This window comes from Nocardia sp. NPDC059240, from assembly GCF_042753865.1.
Taxonomy (GTDB): Bacteria; Actinomycetota; Actinomycetes; order Mycobacteriales; family Mycobacteriaceae; genus Nocardia.
Genome location: NZ_JBHZAC010000001.1, coordinates 356,337 through 380,706, shown reverse-complemented (window position 1 = coordinate 380,706; position 24,370 = coordinate 356,337). Strand labels below are relative to the sequence as shown.

Here is a 24,370-nt window from a genome sequence, read left to right as displayed (position 1 = left end):
CAACACACCCAGGCACACCGCGCACCGCCGTACCTACCATGCATGAGCCCGCCGCGAGCATGCTCGCGGCAACCCTCACCTCATGCAGGAGAACTCGTGCCGGATCCGTGGCCCACGGTCGTATCAAACCCCCGCAACCGCTTTCGGCGACGCGGATTCACCTCATCGTGCGCCGCTGTCCTGGCATTGACGACCGTGGGCGTCGCCGCACCGGCACACGCCGAACCCTCGACGTGTGGATCCGCCACCGTGACCACCCTCGCCGCCGCGGCTGTCGCGTTCTACGACTGGGCCGAGAACCTCGGCTACGACGCCCAGGGCAACCTGTGGGTATCGCGCCTCTACCGAAACGTGGTGCAGCGCTACGACACTGCGGGCCGTGTCACCGCGACGGTCCCGGTCACCTCCCCCGGCGCGATCCGCCTCGGCCCCGACCATCAGCTCTACGTCGTCTACGGCGACAACTCGATGAACCTGCTCCCCGGCACCCACGACAGCGGCGTCGTCCGCTTCGACCCCACCGCCACCGCGCCGGTCCCCCAGACCTTCGTCAGTGGCCTGAGCATGCCCAACGGCGCTGCCTTCGACACCGCAGGCAACCTCTACATCGCCGACACCGGCTCCGGTGTCGTCCGCGTGCGCCCCGACGCCACCATCGACACCGACTGGTCCGCACAGGCAAAGATGTTCGGACTCAACGGTATAGCCGTCGCGGGCGACTCGATCTACACCACCCTCTACCTGAGCAGCCGCGGCCAAATCCTGCGCATCCCGATCGACACTCCCGCCCAGCGAACCGTCGCCGCGGACCTCAACCTGTCCGACGACCTCGCCGCAGGCGCAGACGGCCTCCTCTACGTCGCCACCACCGCAGGCAATCTGGTGCGCGTCGACCCCGAAAGCCACGACACCTGCACCGTCCTGTCCGGCGGCCCTTTCGCGGCGGTCGTGTCCACCCCCGACTCCGAGCGCGACCTCACCGTCAGCACCGGCAGCGGCGACATCCTGCGAGTCCACCTGATCAGCTGAGGGTCGCCGCGGCCCAAGGGTTCACCGGTACGACGCCGGTGGCGTGGCCGGTCGCGTCGAGGAGCCGGCCCCAGGATTTGAAGGGGCGCAAGACCAGGCGCTGGTCCAGGACATCGGCGTCGGGCAGGGCGGTGATGACGCGGTCGAGGACGTTGGTCAGGTCGGCGGGGCGGTGGACCTGGGCCATGAGCATGAGGTTGGCGCGGCCGACGGTCGAGAGGCAGATGCGGGTTTCGGGCCAGGAGGCGATTTCGGTTCCGGCGGTGGATAAGTCGCGGTGCGGGACCGAGAGCCACAGCACGTATTCGGTGGGCCAGCCGCCCGCGCCACGGGTGAAATCGGTGCGGAAGGCGAGCATGCCGCGGCGGATGAGGGTGTCGAGGTGACGGCGGACCAGGTGGTCGGTGGTGCCGAGATCGCGGGCGAGATCACGGTAGCGGGCGCGGCCGTCGTGCTGGAGGGCGAGGAACAAGGCTCGGTCAGCGGGCTCGAAGGTGCGGTGACGCACCGGTTTTCGGGGTTCGGAGCCACTGTCTTCGCTGATGGAGCGCTGCTGGTCGCTGTCGATCGCGCCGAGCCGCCAGTGAATTCCGCTGAACCATTGCAGCGCCACCGTCGAGCGGACGCGCGCGATTCCCGGTACGGCGGGCAGGGTTTCGAGTAAGAGCGTGCCGAGCGCGGCCGGACCGTCGCACAGCACGAGGGTATGCAGGTCGAAGTCGCCATCGGTGCCGTAGACGCTGATGACCTGTGGAAGGTCGGCGAGACCCGAGGCGACGCGCACGGCCTGCCCCGGCTGCGCCCGCACCTCGCACACCGCGCCGACCAGGGCCACCTGCGGGCCGGGCACCGAGGAGACCCAGGCCCGCCCCGACTCCGAGAGCCGCTGCCAGCGGCGAGCCGCGGTCGCGGCCGAGATGCCGAGCGCCGGGCCGAGCCGTTCGAAACTGCCCCGGGGATTGGCATGCAAGGCATCGAGCAGCATGAGATCGACTTCGTCGAGTGCCGATATTTCACTCATCGCAGACGCCCGTTCTGTTGATTCCCTGCAGAGTTCTCTTCCATTATCCAACTCTGCCGCAATTTCCGGGTCGGCGGGACGGTCTGCCGTTCACTGAGGACATGAGCGAAACGACAACGTCAGGCGTCACGGTGCCGCTGGCGCGGTGGGTCGAGCAGTTGACGCTGGACCAGATCCCCGATCGAGTCCGCACGCGCGCCAAGCACCTGCTGCTCGACGGTGTGGCCTGCGGTCTGGTGGGCGCGCAGTTGCCCTGGTCGCGGGTGGCTGCCTCGGCGGTCCTGGACCTGGAAGGTGACGGCCGCGCGACGGTCATCGGCACCGGTGCCACCACCAGCGCTCCTGCGGCGGTCTTGCTGAACAGCACCTTCATTCAAGGATTCGAGCTCGACGATTTCCACCCGCTGGCCCCGCTGCACAGCACCTCGCTGATCGTGCCGGTACTACTGGCAACCGCCCAGCAGCAAGACGGGATCTCCGGTGCGGCAGCCCTGACAGCTGCAATCGCCGGGTTCGAGGTCGGCCCACGCGTCGGATTGGCCCTGCACGGCGCGGAGATGCTCTCCCGCGGCTGGCACAGCGGACCCGTGTTCGGAACCCACACCGCCGCAATGGTTGCGGGCAAACTGCGGGCACTGGACGCCGCCGCGCTCGAGGACGCCCTCGGCATGGCCGGCACCCAGTCCGCCGGACTGATGGCCGCCCAGTACGAGGCCATGTCCAAACGCATGCAGCACGGCTTCGCCGCCCGCAACGGCTACTACGCCGCCGGACTCGCGGCCGCCGGGTACACCGGGATCAAGCAGGTCTTCGACCGGCCGTACGGCGGCTACCTGTCGGTCTTCGGCGAAGGCCACGATCCCGACCCCGCCCAGGTGATCGCCGGACTCGGCGAGGGCTGGCACACCGAGCTGATCATGGTGAAATCGTATGCGGCCCAAGGCGGTCTGCACGGCACCATCCAGGCCGCGCTCGAACTGCGGGACCGCCACCACATCGACCCGAAGTCGATCGCGCACATCGAGATTCGCGTCGGCCACACCGTCTACCACCACGGCTGGTGGGAGCCGCAACGCCCGTTGACGGCCATCGGTGCGCAGATGAACCTCGGCTACGCCGCGGCGGTCGCGCTGCTGGACGGACAGGTGCTGCCACCCCAGTTCACCCCCGATCGGCTCGACGCCGACGATGTGTGGGAGCTGCTCGGCAAGGTCGAGGTGAAACTCGACGAGAACATCCAGAACGGCCCGGTCCAGGACCGTTTCGCCACCGAACTCGCCATCATCCTGACCGATGGCACGCTGCTTGAACAGCGCATCGTCCAACCCCACGGCGGTCCCGCCGACCCGGTCACCGATGCCGAACTCGTCGCCAAGTTCCGCTCCCTCGTCGGCCCGTTGATCGCACCGGATCGGCTCGACGCCATCCAGCAGGCGGTGCTGAGCCTCGACACCCTCACCGACCTCCGCGAGCTGACCGATCTGCTCGCCGCACCGGTCGCAGGCGCTCTCGACCATCAGGAGTCCACCCGATGACCACCGCACCACGTGCCCGGCTCCGCGCCTCCCTGGCCGACTCATCCGAAATCATCGTCGCCCCAGGTGTATTCGACGGCCTCTCAGCCTCCCTGGTCCGCCGGCTGGACTTCACCGCCGCCTACCTGACGGGCGCGGGCGTGGCCGCCAGCGGTTTCGGCCTCCCCGATATCGGCCTGGTGACCCAGACCGAAATGGTCGAGCGTGCCCGCATGCTGGTGGGTGTGCTCGGCGACATTCCGCTCATCGCCGACGCCGACACCGGTTACGGCACCGCACTGAATGTCGTTCGTACCGTGCGGGAATACGAGGCCGCCGGTGTCGCCGCGATCCAACTCGAGGATCAGGCTTTCCCGAAGAAGTGCGGCCACCTGCCCGACAAGGAGCTGGTCACCGCCGACGAGTTCGTCACCACCCTCACGGCCGCCCTGGAGGCCCGCCGGGATCCGGACCTGCTCGTCATCGCCCGCACCGATGCCCGCGGCCCGCTGGGTCTCGACGCCGCCATCGAGCGCGCCAATACCTACGCGGCGGCGGGCGCGGACGTGATCTTCGTCGAAGCGCCGCAGGGCACCGCCGAGATCGAGCGGATCGCCCGGGAGGTCACCGCTCCCCTGCTCATCAATCAGGTGATCGGCGGCCTCACCCCACTCGAATCATCCACGCGCCTGCACGAATTGGGTTATTCGATCGCGATCCACCCGTCCCTCCCCCTGGGTGCCGCCGCCTACGCCATGCTGACCGGTCTGGCCGCCCTCGCCGGCCGCGATCCCGGCTCGCTGCTACCCACCCACCCCGCCGAATTCTTCAACCTGGTCGGCCTGGCCGAATGGTCGGAGCTGGGCGAACGCTACCGCGAAGGAGCCTGACCCATGGGCATGACCATGATCGAGAACCTGCTGGCCCGCAAGGCGGGTGTGCCGCGGGTCCGGCCCGGCGACATCGTCACCGTCGAGGTCGACCTGTGCGTCCTGATCGACCTGCAGTTCGCCACCCTGTGGCAGCAGCCCCGCCGCATCCACGACCCGCGCAAGGTCGCGGTCGTGATGGACCACGCCGTGCCCGCGCCTTCGCTCAAGGACGCCGCGGGCGGCCCGAAGGCGCGAAAGTTCGTGGCCGACTTCGGCATCGAGAAGTTCTTCGATGTCGGCCGCCACGGCATCTGCCACCAGGTCATCGCCGAGAACGGGCTCGCCCGCCCCGGCGAGGTGCTGGCCTGCACCGACTCGCACACCTGCGCGGGCGGCGCGTACAACACCGCCGCGCGCGGACTCGGACCGGCCGAGCTGTATTCCATCCTGTGCACCGGCGAAACCTGGTTCGAGGTCGCACCGACCGTGCGCTACGAACTCACCGGGACACTGCCCGCCGGGATCAGCGGCAAGGACGTATTCCTTTACCTAGCCGACCGATACGGCGACGCCACCAACCAGAACCTCGAGTTCGGCGGCCCCGGCCTGGCGACGGTCCCGCTCAACGATCGCCGCACGATCGCCACCCAGGCCGCCGAAATCTCCGCCGACTTCGCCACTTTCGGCGTCGACGAGATGCTGCGCGAGTTCCTCGCAGACCGCGGGGTCACCGATTTCGTACCCGCCGACGCCGATCCGGACGCCGACTACGCCGAGGTCCGCACCCTCGACCTGTCCGGTCTGGAACCCTATGTGGCACGGCCCGGCACAGTGAGCCGCAACGGGATCCCCGTCTCCCAGAGCGAACCCCGACGCATCGACCAAGCCTTCATCGGTTCCTGCGCCAACGGCCAGCTCGAAGACCTGCGCATCGCGGCGGACATCCTGCGCGGCCGGACCGTCGCCCCCGGTGTCCGGCTGCTGGTCACTCCCGCCTCCCAGCAGGTCTACCGCGACGCCATGCGGCTGGGCTACCTGCAGGACATCGCCGATGCCGGTGGGGTGGTGACCAATTCGACCTGCGGCGCCTGCTTCGGCTACCACATGGGCGTGGTCGGCCCCGGCGAGGTCTGCCTGACCTCGAGCACCCGCAACTTCACCGGCCGTATGGGCAGCACCGAGGCCGACATCTACATGGCCTCTCCGGCCACCGTCGCCGCCTCCGCCGTCACCGGCTACATCACCGATCCCCGGAGCGTGACCGCATGACCACCACCACCGGCCGCGTCTGGGTCTTCGGCGATTCCGTCGACACCGACGCCATGTACCCCGCCTACGCCATGAAACTCGACCTCCCCGAGGCGGCCCGCCACATCTTCTACCAACTCCGCCCAGGCTGGACCGACCTCGTCGAACCCGGCGATATCGTCCTTGCCGGAACGAATTTCGGTGTCGGATCCTCCCGCCCGGTCGCCGCGCTGTTCCAGCGGCTCGGTGTCGCCGCGCTGATCGCGGACAGCTTCAACTCGCTGTTCTTCCGCAACGCCGTGAACGCGGGACTACCCGCGCTCACCGCGCCCGGCGTCACCGCCCTGTTCCAGGACGGTCACACCGGCACCTTCGACCTGGCCACCGGCGCATACCGCAACGACACCACCGGCGAGTCCGCCACGACCCGCCCGCTACCCGCCTTGCTCCTGGAGATCATCACCAGCGGCGGCATCCTCCCGCGCCTGGCCGCCCAGGGATTCCTGCCGTGACCGCCGCGATCGGCCGCCTGCTGCGCCCGGTGCGCGCCGGAATGGGTTCCACCGCATGGTTTCACGCATCGGTCCGCGACGCCCCCGAGACAATGAGTATCACCAGCCCCGCCTTCGGCGACGGTGCGGCCATCCCCCGCCGACACGCGGGAGCGGGCGTGGGTGAGGACATCTCCCCGCCACTGCACTGGTCGGGCATCCCGCGCGAGGCCGTCGAACTGATATTGATCATCGAGGATCCCGACGCGCCGTTGCGGCGACCGGTCGTGCACGGCCTGTTCACCGGAATCGATCCGGGCAGTACCGGTTTGCCGGAGGGCGCACTCGATGCGGGCACCCTGGCGGCGGGCCTGACCGCGGGCCTCGGGAGCTTCCGCCGCCGTGGCTACGCCGGTCCGCGCCCGGTGCCGGGACACGGCACCCACCACTACGTCTTCCAACTCCTGGCCGTCGACCGCCCCAGCGGATCGACCACCACCGCAACCGTTCCCACCACCCTCGCCGCGATCACCGGGCACGTGCTCGCCCGAGGAAAACTCACCGGTATCTATGAACGATCCTGAACTATCGCGGCGTAAAATCGAGCGGAATATTCACGAATTCCGCAGCATGGCTCTGGATTCCCTTGGTGGACAGGGAGGACCGAGATGAAAACCGTAATTCTGAGTCTTTGTCGGCCGTTTCCGCGACGGTCGCGAGAGTCCGGACAGACCGAGCAGGGCAATCCGGTTGTCTTCACCGTCCGCATGTCACCCTGGCCGGTGGCCGTGGTGACCTCCATACCGCAGGAGCGCCGGAAGGCGTGGACGGACAGCCTTACTCGCCGGTCGCCGGCGGGGTGAGGGCATCGCAGGCGAGTAGCACGGTGTGCTCGATGCCTGCTTCCCGATGGGCGTGGATGCGCTGATATTCGGGTGCGGTCACCATGCTCAGAAAGGCTTGACGGTCGGGGTATTCGACCAGGGCGACATAGTCCCAGTCCGCCTCGCCGATCAGGGTCTGGCGGGACTCGCCGTGCCAGAGCAGCCTGCCCTTCTGCTCGTGCACCATCTGAAGGACGCGGCCGCCGTAGGTCTCGTACTCTGCGCGGTCGCTGAACTTGATGAGGTTGAGCATGACGACCGGTCCGGTGTCGGTGGCCGCGGCGAAGCGGGCGAACTGGTCGGGGTTGGGAACAACGGCCATGGGGGCCTACTTTCGATCGTGCCGTGTTGCGAGTAGTGCGGTGAGGGTGGCGGCGACGGCGGTGCGCGCGGCGGGAATGCCCAGGCCCTGGTGGCGGCGCAACACCTCCCAGGTTTCCCAGGAACCGGCCGCCTGCGCTGCTTCGCGGGCAGAGGGGTCGAGGAATTCGAGTTCGGGCAGGTTCTCGCGCAGGTGGGCGCGCAGGGCTGCGCGGCTCTGGGCCAATCGCTCGGCGAGCACCTTGGATTCGTGTTCGCGCAGCTGCGCGGCCCGCCGCGTGCCCGAGATGCGTTCGTAGAGTTCGGCTCTGAGTTCGAGCAGACCGGTGATACGTTCCTCGAGCTCGCCGCTGACCGGCCGCAGCAGCGGCAGCCAGTGTCGTTCGATCTGGGTCTGCGCGGCATCGAGATACAGCGATTCCAGATCGGAGAAGTGGTGGAAGACCGATCTGGTCGCCACCCCCGCGCGTTCGGCCACCGCCTGCGCGGTCGGCTGCAGGATGCCTTCTTCCATGAGCGTCAGTGCGGCGTCGAGCACCGCCTGACGGTTTCGTGCCGCCCGAGCGGTGCGTCCGTCCATCGCATTCACTCTAACAAGTTGCATGGAAGATGCAAAAACTCTACGGTCGCAGCATGCACGTGTTGCGGACACCCGAGGAACGCTTCTCGAACCTGCCCGGTTTTCCCTTCGAACCGAACTACGTCCACGTCACCGCCGCGGACGACGTCACCGCCCTGCGGATGCACTATCTCGACGAGGGCCCGCCCGACGGCGAGGTCGTCCTGCTGCTGCACGGCGAACCGTCCTGGAGCTACCTGTATCGCACCATGATTCCGGTGCTGACCGCGGCGGGCCGCCGTTGCATCGTCCCCGACCTCATCGGATTCGGACGCAGCGACAAACCCGCCGAGCGCGCCGACTACACCTATGCCCGCCACGTCGAATGGCTGCGCACGGCCCTGTTCGACCACCTGGACCTGACCGGGATCACCCTGGTCTGCCAGGACTGGGGTGGCCTGCTCGGCCTGCGCCTGGTCGCCGAACACCCGGACCGGTTCGCGCGGGTGGTCGCCGCCAACACCGGGCTGCCCACCGGCGATGCCGCACTCACCGACGCCTTCGCGGCCTGGCAGCGGTTCTCGCAGGAGTCGCCGGTGTTCCCGATCGGTTCGATCGTCGAAGGGGGCTGCCGCACCTCGTTTTCCCCCGAGGTGCGGGCCGCCTACGACGCCCCGTTCCCGGACGACACCTATAAGGCGGGCGCGCGTTCGTTCCCACTGCTCGTGCCGACCTCGCCCGAGGATCCGGCGGCCGCCGCCAATCGCGCGGCCTGGCAGCGGCTTCGAGAGTTCGACAAGCCGTTCGTGACCGCGTTCTCCGACGGCGACCCGATCACCGCGGGCGGCGAGAAGATCCTGCAGCGCGAGATCCCCGGTGCGAAGGGCCGCGAGCATCCGGTGATCGAGGGTGCGGGCCATTTCCTGCAGGAGGACGACGGGCCCGGCCTCGCCGCCGTCGTCAACGACCTCATCGACGCCACTCCGGCGCATTAGCTTTCACTCCCGACCGAAAGGCGGACCACTCGTGTCGATCAGCAGACGCGGATTCTTCGGCAGCGGCGCGCTGGCGGCCACGGCGGCCACGGCCGCCATGGCGACCGGTAAGGCCGGTGCCTCTCCCCTGTCGCGCATGGATACCCACCCGGACAAGCCCAACATTCTCGTCGTGATCGTCGACGAGATGCGGGCTCCGGTCTGGTTTCCGCAGCAGGACGTGCTGGACACGATCCTGCCGAATATCGCGGCGCTGCGGCGCAAGTCGGTGTCCTTCGAACAGCACTACACCGCCGCCAACGACTGCACCCCCTCGCGCGGCACCCTGCTGACCGGGCTGTACTCCCATCAGACCGGCTGCCTGTCGACCTCGACTTCGCAACTCGCGGAGGGCTTCCCGACCTGGGGCACCCTGCTGCGCGAGGAGGGCTACCGCACCAGCTGGTGGGGCAAATGGCATCTGGGTCACTACGCCGACACCACCCCGGGCGGACTGGATCGCTTCGGTTTCGACGGCGGCACCTACCCGTCGCCCAACGGCGCACCCGAGCAGGGGCTGCAGATGGACGGCCGGATCGTGGACCAGTTCGTGGGCTGGCTGGATTCGGATGCGGCGCAGGGCCCGTGGTGCACGACGGTGTCGCTGGTGAATCCGCACGATATCCAGTGGTGGCCGCGTTTCACTCGACGCACGATGGCAGTCAATGACATTCCGCGTTGGATCGACGACCTACCCGGCAATCACGAGACCCTCGAACAGCTCGCGCGCAAGCCGAAACTGCAGACCGCGCTGGTACAGGTGTCGGCGCTGACCTTCGGCCTGGCCCCCTACGGCACGCCCGCGGCCGATCGCGAGTGGATCGACATGCGCAACCTCTACCTGTGGTTCCAGCAGCAGGTGGATATCCAGATCGGCCGGGTCCTCGACACTTTGGCGTCGCATCCGGACGTCGCTGCCAACACCGTGGTGGTGTTCACCTCCGATCACGGCGATTACGCGGGCTCGCACGGACTGCACGGCAAGGGTGGCGCGGCCTACGACGAGGCGATCCGCGTCCCGCTCTACATCCACGACCCGCGTGGAAACGTCACGCCCGCGCCCGGTACCCGCGATCAGATGACTTCCAGCGTGGATATGACCCCGTTGCTGCTCACCCTTGCAACCGGCGGCAATACCTGGCGCAGTGGTGACCGCTACTCGCATCTGGCCGGGCGGCACGATATCGCCGCGATCGCACGCGACTCGAATGCTCCTGGCCGCCCGTGGATTCTGCACACCACCGACGAGCACTCCATCGAAGAGGCTGCGGTCCGCTTCAATGCCGATGCTCCCGGCCACCTGATCGCGCTCCGCACTCCGGACGCGAAGTACGTGCGCTATTCGCACTGGGTGCCCGGTTCGGCTCGGATCGATGCCGCCGAGCAGGAGGAATTCGAACTCTACGACTATTCGACCCGCGACGGCGCGCTGGAACTGGACAATATCGCGGCGGCCGGTGGCGATCTGCACGACCGGATGAGCCGCCTGCACGATGCTGCGGTCGATGCCGAATTGCATCAGGCGCTACCGGATTCGCTGCGCCAGGCCCAGCAGCAGGGCTGGGACGACTATCAGGCCGAGATCGCCAAGCCGTTCGGTGAACAGCTCGGCGATTTCCTGGCGGACGGGGTGGGCGCGAAGTAGCTCGTCACCCGACGTGGATGCCCCAGGGCAGGACCTGCTTGTTGGTCGGTGAGGTCGCCTGGAACAGCGTGAAGGACTGGTTCGGCTCGGGTGCCATGCGCATGGTGCAGGCGAACATCTTCACGCCGGTGGGCTCGATCGGTGTGGGGATATCGGAGACCTCGAAGTCGAGGGTGGCCCCGGTGGAGGTGATCGGGCCGTGCACGGATCCCGGGGCACCCCGGCCGGTCGGGCCGATCGGGTACGCGACCTCGTACCAGACGCCCGGTTTGCCGGATTGCGCCGGATATTCGTAGCCGACGATCCAGAACTTGAAGTCCAGGATCGTGATCGGCCGGCCACGCAGCAGTTCGCTCTGCAGCATCATCTGACTGGTGTCGCTCACGAAGAAGCTAACCTGCATCGGCGATTCGAGGCCGCCGTCCCAGCGCAGGCCCTCGATGAGTCCGCAGACATGCATCTGCTGGTTGGCGGGGTCGTATGCCTTCCCGATGCCCGGATACTGCGGCGTGCCGGTGAAGGTGGCCGGAGTGGTGAGGTCCGGGCTGAGTGTGGTCGAGTCGGCCTGTAAGCCAACCAGGTATCCACAGGGTTGCGGTCGCGGACGCTTGTCGGGAGCGGCCGCGTACTTCCAGTCGAGATGGTAGTCGTACATTGTCGTCATTGTGCCCGCGTCGATGATCGAACACTTGAAAACCATTGTGCGACAACATGATCGATGACGGTAACCCCGTGACCGGTCGGTTCGCGGCACGCGTAGGAGTGGCAATCGAATGGTGTGGTCACTACGGTGGGGCGGGCAGTCGGGAAGCCCAATGTGTGGGGGTGAGCATGCCGGCGACGGCACTCGGTCAGATATCGGTCACGAATCAGAGTGCGCCGCCGCGGCGTTGGATCCCCCTGCCGGTGGTGTGGGCGGTCGCGGTGCTGGGCGCACTGGCGGGCTGGTACTACATCGGCCAGGTGGCCGCCGCGCCGCGCATGATGATGCACCTGGTCGACCTGGGCGCGTATCAGGTCGCGGGTGATCGGGTGGCGCACGGGGTCTCGGTTTACGACAGTCCCCTGCGCGGCCACACGCGCGGCGTCTTCGAATTCGTGTACACGCCCTTCGCCGCGCTGATGTTCCTGCCGCTGGCGTGGATGCACGGCGCAGTGTTCACCTGGGTCGGCGGGCTGGTGAACTTCGCGCTGCTCACCGGAGCCGTGTGGGCGGCACTGTCGGTGCTCGGGTATCGCCACGACCGCCGCCTGCTGCTCATGGGCCCGTCGATCGCGGCAATGCTGTTGCTGTGCGAGCCGATTCGCGAGACCGAGGGCTTCGGCCAGGTCAATATCCTGCTGCTCCTGCTGGTGCTGGCCGATATGGCGCTGCCGGACTCCTCACGCTGGAAGGGCGCGCTGACCGGCATCGCGGCCGGAATCAAGCTGACACCGGTGTTCTTCGTGCTGTACCTGCTGGTGACACGCCGATTCCGGGCCGCCGCCACCGCGATCGGCGCGCTGGCCGCGACCATGGTCGTGGGTCTGGCTGTGCTGCCCAAGGATTCGCTGACGTTCTGGAGCGGCGCGTTCGCCGACCCCACCCGAGTCGGCGTCCCGGAGAATCCGCAGAACGAATCCCTGCGCGGCATGATCGCCCGCACCCTCGGGGCGGGCACGGGCTTCCAGCTCCTGTGGCTGCTGGCCGCGATCGCGATCGCCGTGGTCTGCCTGTTGCTTGCGCGTCGGCTGTGGGTCCTCGGGCACGAGTTGGCCGCCGTCACCCTGTGCGGCCTGACCAGCACCGTGATCTCCCCCTACAGCTGGATCCACCACTGGGTGTGGCTGGCTCCCCTGCTGATCTACCTGGCCCACCTGACAATTCGCCACCGCGATCCGTTGACGATCGCCGGTCTCCTGATCGTCGCCGCGGTCAGCTCCGGCGGTGTCATGGACCTCTTCGACCTGCACTACGGCAGCGTCTTCGACTTTCCGAACCAGGGACATCTCGCGGTCCTGGACCACAACGCCTATATCTGGCTGACCCTCGCCCTCTTCGCCGCGATCGCGATCCGGCTGCGCGGTTCAGGCTCCGATGGCCGCAGCCATCGCGGGCCAGAATTCGTGTAGATCGTCCTGCCAGTAGCCCCACGAGTGCGTGCCCGGGTACGAGCGATAGGTGGCGGGGATGCCGAGGTCGGCGAGGCGGGACGCGAGGTGGCGGGTGCAGTCGCCGGCCGCGGCCTCGATCGCGCCGCCCGAGACGAGCTGGTTCAGCAGGGTGGGCACGCTGCCGTCGATGCGGTAGTCGCCGAGTGTGTCGTAGCTGCCGGGGAATCCGGTGCCGCTCGCGATGTAGAGGGTGTGACCGCGTAGCAGATCGGCGTGTAGGTAGGGGTCGTGCTCGGCCCACGCGGGCGAGCCGATGGGGCCCCACATGTTCTCGATATTGCCGCCGCCGTGGATATCGGTGACCACGTAGACGTACGCCTGCCCGGGCAGCCTGCTGGTTTCCGCGCAGCCACTGAATGCCCCGACCGCCTGATACAGCGAGGGTGCCGCCTCGGCGAGCGCGAGTGCCGCCGTGCTCGACATCGACAGCCCGACAATCGCATTGCGTCCCGAGGCATGCAGCGCCGCATCCATGATGGGCGGTAGTTCGGAGGTCAGATAGGTGGCCCATTTATTGCGCCCGAGCACGGGGTCGTCGCGTTGCCAATCGGTGTAATAGGTGGACTCTCCACCGTGCGGAATGACGACATTGACGCCGGTGCCCGGGGCGAAGGTCGGGAGATCGGTCATTGTCTGCCAGACGATCTCATCGTCGCGGGCCGCCCCGACCAGCAGGTAAGCGGTCGGGCGGCTCGCACTGCCGCCGTCGGGAATCAGGACGTCCTGCTCGATGACGCGGTCCATGGCCGCCGAATAGACGCCGATGGTCAACTGATTCGCGTCCACCCGGGTGACGTGATCGAGGTGCGCGACCTGATCGAGGGGCGGACCGTCGGCCAGCGCCACGGGTGCGGTGATACTGGCCAGTGCGCACAGCATCACCCCCACCGTCGTCCGGATCGTGTCTCGCAAAATCCTGACCGTCATCAATCAAATGGAGCACGATAGTCGGTCCGATTCACGAGTTTTCGCCGAGTCATGACCCAATCGCAGCCGGCCTAACCGTCGGCCAGCGCCTCCCGGATCAGTTCGACCGGATGCCACGCCGTGCGCCCGGCACCATGGAAGATCTGCTGTCGGCACGAGACCCCGGTCGCGGCCACCACCGTGTCGGCGGGTTCGGCGGCCAGGGCCGGGAACAGCCGGTCTTCGCCGATCGCGAGTGACATGTCGTAGTGCTCGGATTCGAAGCCGAAGGATCCGGCCATACCGCAGCAGCCGGAGTCGATCTCCTCGACCACGGCACCCGGAATCCGGCGCAGCAGCGCCATGGTGGCCGCGGTGCCCACTTCGGCCTTCTGATGGCAGTGGCCGTGGAAGACGATGCGGCGACCCGCGAACGGTGAATCCGTGCGCAGCCGTAGTCGCCCGGCGTCGATGGCCTCGACCAGCAGTTCCTCCACCTGCTGTACACGGGCGGCCACGGCGGTCGCCGCCCAGGTGTCTGGCAGCAGTGCGGTGTTCTCGTCACGCAACATGAACAGGCACGATGGCTCGCAACCCACGATCGGTGACCCGGGCACGGTGGTCTCGTTCAGCGAATCCACCAGTGTCGCGGCCTTTTTGCGGGCATCGTCGAGCAGCCCCTTCGACATGCTCGAGCGTCCGCAGCAGCCGCCGGTGGCCAGTTCCACGTGCCAGCCCGCCCGTTCCAGCAGTTCGATGGCAGCCTGGCCGATATGCGGTTCGGTGAAGGTGGTGAACGAGTCGGCGAGCCAGTTCACCGTGCCCAGCGGTGCGGGCAGCCCGACCGTATCGCGGCGACCGAACCAGCGAATCAGGTTGACCCGCTGGAAGACCGGCAGCGGGCGAGCCGCCGCGATACCGAGGGTCCGGTCCAGTAGCCGCCGTAGCAGCCAGATCCGGCCGGGCGCGTTCGACAGCGGCGCGGTCGCCGACCCGAGCCGGTTGAGCATCCGGATCGACCCGAAAAGCCTTGACCGCAGCGGTGTTCCGTGAATCTCGTGGTGATGCGCGAGCGCCTCGGCCTTCAGTGACGCCATATCCACGCTCATCGGGCATTCGCTCTTGCACGCCTTGCACATCAGGCACAGATCGAGGATCTCGTGCAGGCGTTCATCGCCCAGCGCCGCATGCGGATCCGGTTCCGACAGCGCCTTCACCAAGGCGTTGGCCCGGCCGCGGGTGGCGTGCTCCTCCTCGCGGGTCGCGATATAGGACGGGCACATCACCCCCGGCCCGGCCTTGCGGCACAACCCGATGTTCATGCACCGGTCGGCCGCACCCCGCATTCCGCCGACGACCTCGAATTTCAAGGTGGTCCGCAGTGCCGGGGCGGGCGGCAGTGCGTCGCGGTCGCGCAGGTTATCGGTCATGGACGGCGCGTCGACGATCTTGCCGGGATTCATGATTCCGGCGGGATCGAAGAGCCGCTTGACCTTTCGCATCGCCTCGTAGAGTTCGTCGCCGAAGATTTCCCGGTTGAACTCGCTGCGCGCCAGCCCGTCACCGTGCTCGCTGGAGTTGACGCCGCCGTATTCGGCAACCAGATCCTTGACCGCCTCGGCGACCGTCCGCATCTTCACCACCTGCTGCGGATCGGTGAGGTCCACGAACGGCCGGATGTGCAGGCAGCCCACCGAGCAGTGCCCGTAGAACCCCGCCTCCAGTTGGTGCTCGTCGAGAATCTCCTTGAACCGCTTGGTGTATGCGGCCAGATGCACCGGGTCGACCGCCGTGTCCTCGACGAATGCCAGCGGCCGGCGGGTGCCCTCACCGGCGGCCATGAGCAGCCCGAGACTGGACTTGCGGACCTTGAGCAGCGCCCGCTGGTCGGCGGGCGTCACCGCGCGCAGGATGTGATACCCGTGCCCGCCGCGCCGCCAGCGTGCCTCGAGCTCTTCGAGTTTCGTGACCAGCGCCGCCTCGTTGTCCCCGCTGAAGGACACGAACAGCAGCGCGCCCGGATCGCCGACCAGGATATTGCCCAGCTCCGCGTATTCGATCTTCTGCCGGGACAGTTCGAGAATCGTGCGATCCATCAACTCGACCTGATGCGGATCGCAGCTCAGCGCGTCCGTCGTGGCCGCGATGGCGCTGTGCGTATCGTCGAAATGCCCGACGGCATAAACGGTGTACGCGGGTTTGGGCACCAGATCCACCAGCGCGTGGGTCGCGATCACCAGCGTGCCCTCGGCCCCGACCACGAACTTGGCCAGATCGAACGGCAGGTTCCTGCCGAACCCGACCAGCCGATCGAGCCGGTAGCCGCCCGCCCGCCGCCAGAACAGCGGCATCCCGGACCGGATGGCCGGCTCGTTATCGATGACCAGCTTCGGCAGTTCCCGATAGATCCGGCCTTCCAGGGTGTCCGCCGCCGCCCGCCGCTGTCGTTCGGTGTCGTCGACCGGCTCCAAGCGCGCCCGTGACCCGTCCGCGAGCACCACATCGAGCGCCCGCACATGATCGATGGTCATGCCGAAGGTCAGCGAACCGCTTCCGGCGGAATTGTTTCCGATCATCCCGCCGATGGTGGCCCGGTTGCTGGTCGAGGTATCGGGGCCGAACATCAGCCCGTGCACGGCCGCGGCCTTGTTGAGCTGATCCTGCACGACGCCGGCCTCGACGAGCGCGGTGCGGCTCTCGGCATCGACGATGATCCGATTCATATGCCGCGACATGTCCAGCACCAGGCCGGGTCCCACGGTCTGCCCGGCGAGACTCGTCCCCGCACCTCGGGCCACCACCGGCACCCCGAGCTCGGCGGCGACCTCGACCGCGGCCGCGACATCCTCGGCGTGCCGTGGAAACGCCACGCCCAGGGGGGTGATCGCGTACATGCTCGCGTCGCGGGAGAACAGATGCCTGCTGTAATCGTCGAAGGCGATCTCGCCCTCCATGACCGTGCGTAGGGCTTCCTCGAGCCGGTCCGCCATCGTCAATGTTCTTGTCATTGAAAGTCCTTGTTGTCCACGGTGATCGGCTGCATCGGTGCCTGCGCCGCGACCGGCTCGCCTTGGGTCGCCACCCGCAGTTGCTTGCGCAGCGTGAGCACCAGCAGCGCTGCGATGCCGAAGACGATCCCGAAGAAGACCTGTGTGAGTGCGTACCCACCGCCGCTGAGGTCACTGAGCCAGCCGCCGATATACGGTCCGAAGAAGCTCCCCAGATTGCCTACGCCATTGATCAATCCCATGCCCGCACCTGCCGCGGCCACCGGCGTCAGCTTGGTGACCGTCGCCCAGAAGGGCCCGTACCAGGCGATGGAGGCCGCCGTGCCGAAGATCATCGCCAGCAGCACGATCCATTTCTGTTCCGCCGACACCAGACTCGCGCCCGCCAGGATCAACGCCGCCGAACCGAGCACCACCGACATGTGCGCGACATGCCCGCCCCGGCGATCGGCGGAACGACCCACCAGGATGATGGCCGCACCCGCCGCGAGCTGCGGCAGCATCGCGACCAACCCGACCTTCAGATCGGTATGGAACGCCTTCTTCAACACGCTCGGCATCCACAACGTCAAGCCGAGCAACCCCATCTGCGTGAGCGTGTAGATCAGCGCGAACTGCCACACGATCCGAGAAGTGAACGCCGCCTTGAACGTTCCCCGCGACTGCAGCTGCTCGCCCTCCTGGATACGGGCGTTCTCGATGTAGTCGCGTTCGGTCTGCGAGAGCCAGCCCGCCTTGGCCGGGGTATCGCGCACGATCGCCAGCCACGCGATGAGCCCCACGATCAGCGGCGCGCCACCCTGAATGATGAACATCCACCGCCAGTCGAAATAGGTGAGGATGACGCCCGAGAACGGTGCCGCGACAATCGCCGCGATCGGGGTATACAGCTTGAATATCGCGAAGGCCCGGCTTCTTTCGGCGAACGGGAACCAGGCGCGAATGGTGGTCATCAACGCCGGCTGCACGCCGCCCTCGGCCACTCCGAGCAGGAACCGCGCCAGCAGCAACTGTCCGACCGAATTGGTGAAACCCGAGGCCATGGCCGCGATACTCCACAGGACCATGAGGATGGCGATCCACTGCCGGGCGCTCCAGCGTTCGGCGATGTACCCGCCGGGAATCTGCAACAGCAGATAACCCCAGAAGAAGATCCCGCTGGCCAGTCCCTGCTGTGCACCGGTGAGATGCATATCCGTTTTCAGGTGTGGCAGTGCGAAACTGATATTGGTGCGGTCGATATAACAGATGACGTAGATGAAGACGACGACCGGCAAAATATAGGTCCAGCGCTTCATATGGGACAGACGTCGGACAGGGGAAGTCCGCTCGATCACGACCTACCTCCTCGTAGGATATCGCTCGGAGCGGAGCATCTGCGCAACGAGATCTGCGGGCCGGTACCTCCGGCCGCCCAGCGGGGAGCGAATGAAAGATGAAGAAAGAAAAGAATTGCCGCGGAGGAGAATTCACTCGCCGCGCAGTACCGCGAGGGCATCCTGCAGCCCGCCCGGATCAACGGTGACGCCGGCCAGTTCCAGGCCCATCTGAACCCCGGACAGTGTCCCGGCCAAGGTCAGATCGTTGAGATCGCCCAGATGCCCGATCCGGAACACGCGGCCCGCCAGCTTGCCCAGGCCCGTACCCAGCGACATGTCGAAGCGTTCGAGAATGATGCGGCGCACCTTGTCGGCATCGTGCGCGCCGCCGACCAGTACGGCGGTCAGCGAGCTGGAGTATTCGCGGGGATCAGCACACAGCACCTCGAGGCCCCAGCCGCGTACCGCCGCCCGGGTAGCCATCGCGAAACGGTCGTGGCGTGCGAAAACGTTTGCCAGACCTTCCTCTTCGAGCATGAGGCAGGCTTCACGCAGGCCGTAGAGCAGGTTGGTGGCGGGGGTGTAGGGGAAGAATCCGTGCTCGTTGGCGTCGAGGATCGCCGACCATTCGAAGTAGGAGCGCGGCAGGCGGGCCGTGCGCGAGGCGGTCAGCGCCTTCTCGCTGATGGCATTGAAGCCCAATCCGGGCGGGAGCATGAGTCCCTTCTGCGAGCAGCCCACAGTCACATCGACACCCCACTCCTCGTGCCGGTAGTCGATGGATCCGAGCGAGGAGATGGTGTCGACGAACAGCAGTGCGGGATGCTCGGCCGCGTCGATGGCCGCGCGGATCTCCGGGATGCGGCTGGTGACGCCGGTGGAGGTCTCGTTGTGCACCACCATGACCGCCGAAATGCGGTGTGCGGTATCGGCGGTGAGTACTTCGGCCACCGCCGCCGGGTCCGCGCCGTGCCGCCAATCACCGGGTACGAATTCCACTTCGAGGCCGAGGCGTTCGGCCATCTGCCGCCACAGCGTGGCGAAATGCCCTGTCTCGAAGGCGAGTACGCGATCGCCGGGCGAGAGCGTGTTCACCAGCGCCGCCTCCCACGCGGCGGTCCCCGAGGACGGGTAGATGACGATCGGCCCGCTGGTGCCGAACACCGGCTCCAGCCGTTGCAGCAGATCCTTTGTCAGATCGGCGAAGTCGGGCCCCCGGTGATCCATGGTCGGTTGTGCGATGGCCCGCAGGATTCGATCCGGGACATTCGTCGGGCCGGGAATCTGCAGGAAATGCCGTCCGCTGTGGGCTGTCATAGCTGGAACTTCCGTCCTGTGCCGTGATATGGCACACTGTGCCGTGAAAAGGTGCAGCAAGGGTAGGGATGCGCCACGAAGGAGTCAATACCTTGCGAAATGTCTTGAACACCTTGCGGGTTCTGGAGGAAGTGGCCGCTCGGCAGCCCATCGGCGTCGGTGAACTGGCCCGCGTACTCGACCTCCCGAAGAGCACGGTGCAACGCGCCCTCGTCACCCTCGACGAGGCAGGCTGGATTCGCCCCGCCGCCGGAGAGGTCACCCGCTGGGTCATCACCACGAAAGCCCTTGCGGTGGGCGGCAGTGCGGGCGGCGACCTCGGCCTGCGCGGCACGGCCTTGCCCGTCCTCGAGGACCTGCGCCGCCTCACCGGCGAGACCATCCACCTCACCATTCCGGAGAACGGCAAGATGGTCCTCATCGAACGCCTGGAAACGGATAAACCGGTCCGGACCAGCATGGCCCTGGGCCACGCCCTCCCCCTCCACGCCTCCGCCAACGGCAAGGCCGTCCTGGCCCACACCCCCCTCGAAACCCTCCGTCACCTACTCCTCGACGACCTCCCCCGCTACACCGACACCACCATCACCGACCCCCAAACCCTCTGCGCCGAACTGGATCTCGTCCGCACCCAAGGCTTCGCCGTCAACCGCGGCGAATGGCGCTCCGACGTCGGCGCAGTAGCAGCCGTTGTCCTGTCCCCGGACGGCCGGCCGATCGCCAGCCTCAGCGTCAACCTCCCCATCGGCCGCCTGACCCCCGAAACCGAACCCGAATTCGGTGCGGCGGTCAATGCCGCCGCGAAGACGCTCTCCGCACGTTTGGGGTAGCCGACGGCTTTACCATCAGCGAATGGTGAACGTGTGGCCGATGACCGGCCGCGCCGCCGAGCTCGACAGGATCGGCAAGGCGGTACAGGACAGGTCCGATTCGGCGGGTATCTTACTGACGGGCCCGCCCGGGGTGGGGAAGAGTCGACTGGCGCGAGAAGCGTTGGCGGGGCTGCCATCTCGATGTACCGTCCGCGCGGCCGCCGCTTCGGCCTCGGCACGGGCGCTCCCGCTCGGGGTATTCGTGGAATGGGCCAGTCCCGAGATCGCCGACCCTATGCGCCGGGTGCACGATGTCGTGCGCGTGCTCTCGGGGTCGCCGTCCGGTCACACCGTCGTGGTGGCCATCGATGACGTACACCTGATCGACGAGCTCTCCGCGCTGGTGCTGCAGCAGCTGGTGTCTCGTCGACTGGCCAAGGTGGTGCTCACCGCGCGGACCGGTGAACCTGCGCCGGACGCGGTCACCGCGCTCTGGAAGAATGATCACCTCGACCGCCTCGACCTGCATCCGCTCCCGCGTCCGGATTCGGACCTGCTGCTCACCCGCGTTCTCGGTGGCAGGGTGGATCCCGATGCGGCACAACAACTCTGGAATCTGACACGCGGCAACGTGCTGTACCTGCGGCACCTCGTCGACCAGGAACGTGACGCGGGCCGATTGGCTCGACGCGACGATCTGTGGTCCTGGTCCGGTGGATCCGCGGTCTCGGGGACGCTGCGCGAGCTGATCGAAACCCGCATGGGTGCGCTGTCGACGGAACTTCGAGAGGTGGTGGACGTCCTCGCGGTCGGCGAACCCCTCGACATCGAACTGCTGGCTGCGCTGGTGGAAGAGGAAGCGCTCGAGCAGGCGATGAGTCGCGGCCTGCTCCGCGTCGACCACGATGCTCGGCAACGGCTGGCCCGTCTCGACCATCCGCTGTACGGGGAAGCCCGCCGCACCCTGGCCAATCCGGCCCGGCTGCGTCGACTGCGCGGCCGGATCGCGACAGCGCTGGGCGCACAGCCATCCGACGAACCGACCGCCCTGGTGCGACGGGCGCTGCTGATCCTGGACTCGGACCTGCCGCCGGACATCGAGTTGTTCACCACGGCGGCCGGTGCGGCCATGCAGCTACTCGACGCCGACGTGGCGGAGCGACTGGCTCGAGCCGCGCGCGAGGCGGGCGGCGGCTATCACGCACTGCTGCTGGAATTATTCGCGATTCACCTGGTCGGAACACCCGACGATGTCGAATCCCTGTTCGCGAACCTCGAATACGGCCCCGGCACCGCCATCACGGCGGCACAGTCGGCCGATCTCACCATCCACCGTGCGGGCAACCTGCTGTTCGGTGCGGGCGACCGCGAACGGTCCGAGGCGGTCCGCCAGGCGGCACGCACCCTCCTCGCCCTCGAATACCACTGGCCCATTGATGCTTTCGACACTTTGAGCGCGGTCCTGAACGGTGAACAGACCCAGGCCGGGATCGACCGGGCGACCGCGGTGCTCGCCGCACCCCGCCTCTCCGATTTCGGTGCCATGACCGCACTGTGCGCGCTCCTCACCGCGTACGGTTCGCTCGGGCACCTCGACGCCGTCGTCGCCACCATCGACCGCGGTCACCGGCTGCTGGAACGATCCACCGACGCCGCCCCCTTGGCCTACCTGTTCGGCTGGGTGAGCGTGCGTGCCCTGCTCGCGGTCGGCCTGCTGCCGCGAGCCGACGCCATCGCGACCGAAATGCACTCCCGGACAGCCGAACTACCGCTGGTGCTGAGCAAATACGGCACCACCCTGACCGGCAGCGTCGACCTGGTCCGCGGCCACGCCCACCGAGCGGTCGACGCCACGCACCGCACCCTCATCGGTTCGACCGAATACGGTTACAACCGGTTCGGAGTCATCGTGGCCTACATCGACTTGATCACGGCACTGGCCCAGACCGGGAACACCGAGGAGGCGCTGCGGCGACTGACCGACTTCGAGGCCGTCTCGAACCCGTTCGGTCTCTTCGACTCCCAGGCGACCCTGGCCCGCGCCTGGGTGGCCGCCGGCCAGGGCATTGTCACCGAATCCATCACCCTGGCCCGCCGGGCAGCGAAGCAAGCCGCCACCATCGGCGCGAACGGGCTGGAACTGACATACCTGCACACCGCGATCCGCTTCGGGGATCCGGCCGCCGCGCCCCGCATTGCCGAACTCGCGACGCTGATGACCGGACCGCGCGTCAAGGCGATCGCCGCACATGCGAGCGCTTTCGCCGCCGACGATCCGGACCGATTATGTTCCGCCGCAACGGCTCTGGAGCAGCTCGGTGAGCTGCTGGCCGCCGCTGACGCTGCCGCGCAGGCCGTGGCCGGCTACCGCGACCGTGGGCTCCGTGGCTCGGCGATGACGGCTATGGAACGTGCGCACCACCTGGCCGCTGCTTGCGGTGACGTCACCACCCCGGCTCTGCGGGCTATCGCCGAACACGCGCCCCGGACCATCCGTGAACGTGAGGTGCTGGCCCTCGTTGCTCAGGGGATGACCAGCCGGGAAATCGCCGACCGGTTGAATCTTTCGGTGCGCACCGTTGAAGGGCATCGCTATCGCGCATCTCATCGGTTTGACTGAATTGTCCTTTATGAATTCTGAAAAGCATTGTGCGACTTGGTAATTCGGTTCTGCTGTGGCGAATTGATTGATACAATTAGCACATGGGTTCGAAGGGAGTGACATTCGATGACTGCGGCATCGCCGATCTGGCGGCCGTGGTCGAATCCCTCACGGCCACCCTCGCCCATGCCTCGCTGACCGGGTTCTCCGACGCCGAGGTGGTGGCGTTGATGCAGCAACTGGAGACCTGCAAGCGGAAACTGTCGGCGCTGGATTCGAAACTGATCGTGGAGGTCTCGGACCGCTCGCTGCCGGAGACCTCGGGTGCGGGCAAGCTGATCCCGTTCCTGCGTCACACCCTCGGCCTGTCCGCGCACGACGCGTCGGTGCGGGTGAGGATCACCCGGCAGTGCGCGGAATTCACCGAACCGACCGGACACCTGCGCCCCGCCGCGTTGGAAGCCACCGCCGACGCGTTGCAGTCGGGTGAGATCTCACGCGATCACGCCCGCAACATCGTCGACATCATGACGCACCTGCCCGGCGACATCCCCACCGAAGCGCGTGCGGAGGCGGAGGCGTTGTTGGTCGAGAAGTCGTGTGCGGGTTTGTTTCCCGACGACCTGCCCAAGATCGGCCGCGAGATCATGGCCCGCGTCGACCCTGACGGCACCGTCTTCAGCGACGCCGACCGCCGTCGCCGGCGTGGGATCATCCTGGGCCGCCCGGGCGTGGACGGGATGAGCTGGATCGAAGGCTGGCTGACCCCGCAACTGCGCGCGTTGCTCGACGGGTTCCTGGCCAAGTTCGCCCGGCCCGGCATGTGCAACCCCGAGGACGTCGACTCCCCCACCGTCACTACGCCCGTGGTCGATTCCGACGTACTCGAGGCCGCCGCGCGCCGCGACCGCCGCGACGCCGGGCAGCGCACCCACGACGCGTTCGCCGCCCTGCTGCAGCCCGGCCTCGACCCGAGCAAGCTCGGTTCTCACCGTGGCCTGCCCGTCGGTGTGCTGTTCACCATCGACGTCGCGGACATGGAACGCGGCACCGGCATCGCGACCACCGCCACCGGCGGGCACGTCTCCATCAGCGAAGCGTTGAAGATGGCCGCTGGAACCAAGCCGTATGTCGCGGTGTTGGATTCCGACGGGATCCCGCTGTTCCTCGGGCGCGGCCCCCGCCTCGCCAGCCCCGGCCAGCGCATCGCCCTGGTGGCCCGCGACAAGGGCTGCACGCATCCGGATTGCGATGCGCCACCGAGCATGTGCGCGGTGCACCACGTGAACGATTGGGCCAACAACGGGCCGACCGACTTGGACAATTTGACGTTGGTGTGCGATCACCACCACGCCCTGGTCAACGACGGCCCGACCGGTTGGAAAACCGTGATGCTGGGCAAGGATTCGCCGCATCGCGGCCGCGTCGGCTGGATCGCGCCCAAGGCGATCGACCCGTCGCGCACGCCGCACGTCAACGAGAAACATCACGTCGGACCGCTGGTCGCCACTAGCATCGCCGCACGCTGCCGGGAGTGGGGTCCCCGCGCGGCCTGACCCGGGCCGCTCCTGCGTCCCGGGCGTGCGCAGGACAAACGACGAAGTGGGGGCACGTCGCCTGCCCTACCGCACCTG

20 protein-coding genes are annotated in these 24,370 nt (G+C 67.4%); 12 read left to right on the top strand and 8 right to left on the bottom strand.

The genetic code is table 11. The features are described 5' to 3' along the window. The first annotated feature begins 249 nt into the window (after nt 1-249). On the top strand, nt 250-1,029 hold the full coding sequence (locus tag ACFXHA_RS01890; RefSeq protein WP_379352124.1) for an SMP-30/gluconolactonase/LRE family protein: 780 nt from the start codon (nt 250-252) through the stop codon (nt 1,027-1,029). On the opposite strand, the gene ACFXHA_RS01885 is transcribed toward ACFXHA_RS01890, so the two are convergent. Next, nucleotides 1,022-2,050, bottom strand: coding sequence for an Lrp/AsnC family transcriptional regulator (locus tag ACFXHA_RS01885; protein ID WP_379352123.1), 1,029 nt, complete (start codon nt 2,048-2,050; stop codon nt 1,022-1,024). The two genes, ACFXHA_RS01890 and ACFXHA_RS01885, sit on opposite strands and share 8 nt — an antisense overlap. 101 nt (nt 2,051-2,151) lie before the next feature. Here ACFXHA_RS01885 and ACFXHA_RS01880 point away from each other — a divergent pair, with 101 nt between their 5' ends. Genes ACFXHA_RS01880 through ACFXHA_RS01860 form a run of 5 tightly spaced genes read left to right on the top strand, consistent with a single transcriptional unit; the run spans nt 2,152 to nt 6,759 of the window. Further along, nucleotides 2,152-3,585 (top strand): MmgE/PrpD family protein, encoded by a 1,434-nt coding sequence (locus ACFXHA_RS01880; RefSeq protein WP_379352122.1) that lies wholly within the window; start codon nt 2,152-2,154, stop codon nt 3,583-3,585. After that, on the top strand, nt 3,582-4,454 hold the full coding sequence (locus ACFXHA_RS01875; protein WP_379352121.1) for an oxaloacetate decarboxylase: 873 nt from the start codon (nt 3,582-3,584) through the stop codon (nt 4,452-4,454). The genes ACFXHA_RS01880 and ACFXHA_RS01875 overlap by 4 nt, the downstream gene beginning before the upstream one ends. A 3-nt stretch (nt 4,455-4,457) precedes the next feature. Further along, the gene (locus ACFXHA_RS01870) at nt 4,458-5,705 is read left to right on the top strand and encodes an aconitase/3-isopropylmalate dehydratase large subunit family protein (protein WP_379352120.1); all 1,248 of its coding nucleotides are present in this window, start codon (nt 4,458-4,460) and stop codon (nt 5,703-5,705) included. Continuing rightward, nucleotides 5,702-6,196 carry a 3-isopropylmalate dehydratase gene (locus ACFXHA_RS01865; protein WP_379352119.1) on the top strand — a complete coding sequence of 165 codons (495 nt, stop codon included), beginning with the start codon at nt 5,702-5,704 and terminating at the stop codon, nt 6,194-6,196. The genes ACFXHA_RS01870 and ACFXHA_RS01865 overlap by 4 nt, the downstream gene beginning before the upstream one ends. After that, nucleotides 6,193-6,759 carry a YbhB/YbcL family Raf kinase inhibitor-like protein gene (locus ACFXHA_RS01860; RefSeq protein WP_379352118.1) on the top strand — a complete coding sequence of 189 codons (567 nt, stop codon included), beginning with the start codon at nt 6,193-6,195 and terminating at the stop codon, nt 6,757-6,759. Before ACFXHA_RS01865 ends, ACFXHA_RS01860 begins: the two co-directional genes overlap by 4 nt. A 253-nt stretch (nt 6,760-7,012) precedes the next feature. Here ACFXHA_RS01860 and ACFXHA_RS01855 read toward each other — a convergent pair whose 3' ends face one another. Next, on the bottom strand, nt 7,013-7,381 hold the full coding sequence (locus tag ACFXHA_RS01855) for a DUF1330 domain-containing protein (RefSeq protein ID WP_379352117.1): 369 nt from the start codon (nt 7,379-7,381) through the stop codon (nt 7,013-7,015). Between the two features lie 6 nt (nt 7,382-7,387). Beyond that, complete coding sequence (locus ACFXHA_RS01850) at nt 7,388-7,960, bottom strand: TetR/AcrR family transcriptional regulator (RefSeq protein ID WP_379352116.1); 573 nt, start codon at nt 7,958-7,960, stop codon at nt 7,388-7,390. A gap of 53 nt (nt 7,961-8,013) precedes the next feature. Here ACFXHA_RS01850 and ACFXHA_RS01845 point away from each other — a divergent pair, with 53 nt between their 5' ends. Together ACFXHA_RS01845 and ACFXHA_RS01840 are read left to right on the top strand one after the other, a co-directional pair. Continuing rightward, nucleotides 8,014-8,934 carry a haloalkane dehalogenase gene (locus ACFXHA_RS01845; protein WP_379352115.1) on the top strand — a complete coding sequence of 307 codons (921 nt, stop codon included), beginning with the start codon at nt 8,014-8,016 and terminating at the stop codon, nt 8,932-8,934. A 31-nt stretch (nt 8,935-8,965) separates the two neighbouring features. Further along, the gene (locus ACFXHA_RS01840) at nt 8,966-10,618 is read left to right on the top strand and encodes a sulfatase-like hydrolase/transferase (RefSeq protein WP_379352114.1); all 1,653 of its coding nucleotides are present in this window, start codon (nt 8,966-8,968) and stop codon (nt 10,616-10,618) included. A 4-nt stretch (nt 10,619-10,622) separates the two neighbouring features. Here ACFXHA_RS01840 and ACFXHA_RS01835 read toward each other — a convergent pair whose 3' ends face one another. After that, nucleotides 10,623-11,273: a hypothetical protein gene (locus ACFXHA_RS01835; RefSeq protein WP_379352113.1), complete on the bottom strand. Its 651-nt coding sequence runs from the start codon at nt 11,271-11,273 to the stop codon at nt 10,623-10,625. 176 nt (nt 11,274-11,449) lie between these two features. Here ACFXHA_RS01835 and ACFXHA_RS01830 point away from each other — a divergent pair, with 176 nt between their 5' ends. Beyond that, nucleotides 11,450-12,730 (top strand): glycosyltransferase 87 family protein, encoded by a 1,281-nt coding sequence (locus tag ACFXHA_RS01830; protein WP_379353405.1) that lies wholly within the window; start codon nt 11,450-11,452, stop codon nt 12,728-12,730. Here the strand turns inward: ACFXHA_RS01830 and ACFXHA_RS01825 are convergent. The 4 genes from ACFXHA_RS01825 to ACFXHA_RS01810 form a co-directional block, all read right to left on the bottom strand. Beyond that, nucleotides 12,686-13,699, bottom strand: a complete 1,014-nt coding sequence (locus tag ACFXHA_RS01825) for an alpha/beta hydrolase (RefSeq protein ID WP_379352112.1) — start codon at nt 13,697-13,699, stop codon at nt 12,686-12,688. The genes ACFXHA_RS01830 and ACFXHA_RS01825 overlap by 45 nt on opposite strands. Nucleotides 13,700-13,770: 71 nt before the next feature. After that, entirely contained in the window at nt 13,771-16,686 is a 2,916-nt protein-coding gene (locus tag ACFXHA_RS01820; protein ID WP_379352111.1) for an FAD-binding and (Fe-S)-binding domain-containing protein, read from the bottom strand. After that, complete coding sequence (locus tag ACFXHA_RS01815; RefSeq protein ID WP_379352110.1) at nt 16,683-18,023, bottom strand: MFS transporter; 1,341 nt, start codon at nt 18,021-18,023, stop codon at nt 16,683-16,685. The genes ACFXHA_RS01820 and ACFXHA_RS01815 overlap by 4 nt, the downstream gene beginning before the upstream one ends. A gap of 132 nt (nt 18,024-18,155) precedes the next feature. Beyond that, nucleotides 18,156-19,322: a pyridoxal-phosphate-dependent aminotransferase family protein gene (locus ACFXHA_RS01810; RefSeq protein ID WP_379352109.1), complete on the bottom strand. Its 1,167-nt coding sequence runs from the start codon at nt 19,320-19,322 to the stop codon at nt 18,156-18,158. A 92-nt stretch (nt 19,323-19,414) separates the two neighbouring features. Here ACFXHA_RS01810 and ACFXHA_RS01805 point away from each other — a divergent pair, with 92 nt between their 5' ends. The 3 genes from ACFXHA_RS01805 (at nt 19,415) to ACFXHA_RS01795 (ending at nt 24,292) form a co-directional block, all read left to right on the top strand. Continuing rightward, nucleotides 19,415-20,152, top strand: coding sequence for an IclR family transcriptional regulator (locus ACFXHA_RS01805; protein WP_379352108.1), 738 nt, complete (start codon nt 19,415-19,417; stop codon nt 20,150-20,152). Nucleotides 20,153-20,174: 22 nt separating this feature from the next. After that, nucleotides 20,175-22,754, top strand: coding sequence for an AAA family ATPase (locus ACFXHA_RS01800; protein WP_379352107.1), 2,580 nt, complete (start codon nt 20,175-20,177; stop codon nt 22,752-22,754). 83 nt (nt 22,755-22,837) lie between these two features. Continuing rightward, nucleotides 22,838-24,292: a DUF222 domain-containing protein gene (locus ACFXHA_RS01795; protein WP_379352106.1), complete on the top strand. Its 1,455-nt coding sequence runs from the start codon at nt 22,838-22,840 to the stop codon at nt 24,290-24,292. Nucleotides 24,293-24,370 lie beyond the last annotated feature (78 nt).

What these genes read in the sequence shown, in the direction of transcription:
- ACFXHA_RS01885 (WP_379352123.1), bottom strand. Translation starts at nt 2,050, where the DNA reads ATGAGTGAAATATCGGCACTCGACGAAGTCGATCTCATGCTGCTCGAT.
- ACFXHA_RS01880 (WP_379352122.1), top strand. Translation starts at nt 2,152, where the DNA reads ATGAGCGAAACGACAACGTCAGGCGTCACGGTGCCGCTGGCGCGGTGG.
- ACFXHA_RS01875 (WP_379352121.1), top strand. Translation starts at nt 3,582, where the DNA reads ATGACCACCGCACCACGTGCCCGGCTCCGCGCCTCCCTGGCCGACTCA.
- ACFXHA_RS01870 (WP_379352120.1), top strand. Translation starts at nt 4,458, where the DNA reads ATGGGCATGACCATGATCGAGAACCTGCTGGCCCGCAAGGCGGGTGTG.
- ACFXHA_RS01865 (WP_379352119.1), top strand. Translation starts at nt 5,702, where the DNA reads ATGACCACCACCACCGGCCGCGTCTGGGTCTTCGGCGATTCCGTCGAC.
- ACFXHA_RS01855 (WP_379352117.1), bottom strand. Translation starts at nt 7,381, where the DNA reads ATGGCCGTTGTTCCCAACCCCGACCAGTTCGCCCGCTTCGCCGCGGCC.
- ACFXHA_RS01850 (WP_379352116.1), bottom strand. Translation starts at nt 7,960, where the DNA reads ATGGACGGACGCACCGCTCGGGCGGCACGAAACCGTCAGGCGGTGCTC.
- ACFXHA_RS01845 (WP_379352115.1), top strand. Translation starts at nt 8,014, where the DNA reads ATGCACGTGTTGCGGACACCCGAGGAACGCTTCTCGAACCTGCCCGGT.
- ACFXHA_RS01835 (WP_379352113.1), bottom strand. Translation starts at nt 11,273, where the DNA reads ATGTACGACTACCATCTCGACTGGAAGTACGCGGCCGCTCCCGACAAG.
- ACFXHA_RS01830 (WP_379353405.1), top strand. Translation starts at nt 11,450, where the DNA reads ATGCCGGCGACGGCACTCGGTCAGATATCGGTCACGAATCAGAGTGCG.
- ACFXHA_RS01825 (WP_379352112.1), bottom strand. Translation starts at nt 13,699, where the DNA reads ATGACGGTCAGGATTTTGCGAGACACGATCCGGACGACGGTGGGGGTG.
- ACFXHA_RS01820 (WP_379352111.1), bottom strand. Translation starts at nt 16,686, where the DNA reads ATGACAAGAACATTGACGATGGCGGACCGGCTCGAGGAAGCCCTACGC.
- ACFXHA_RS01810 (WP_379352109.1), bottom strand. Translation starts at nt 19,322, where the DNA reads ATGACAGCCCACAGCGGACGGCATTTCCTGCAGATTCCCGGCCCGACG.
- ACFXHA_RS01800 (WP_379352107.1), top strand. Translation starts at nt 20,175, where the DNA reads ATGGTGAACGTGTGGCCGATGACCGGCCGCGCCGCCGAGCTCGACAGG.
- ACFXHA_RS01795 (WP_379352106.1), top strand. Translation starts at nt 22,838, where the DNA reads ATGGGTTCGAAGGGAGTGACATTCGATGACTGCGGCATCGCCGATCTG.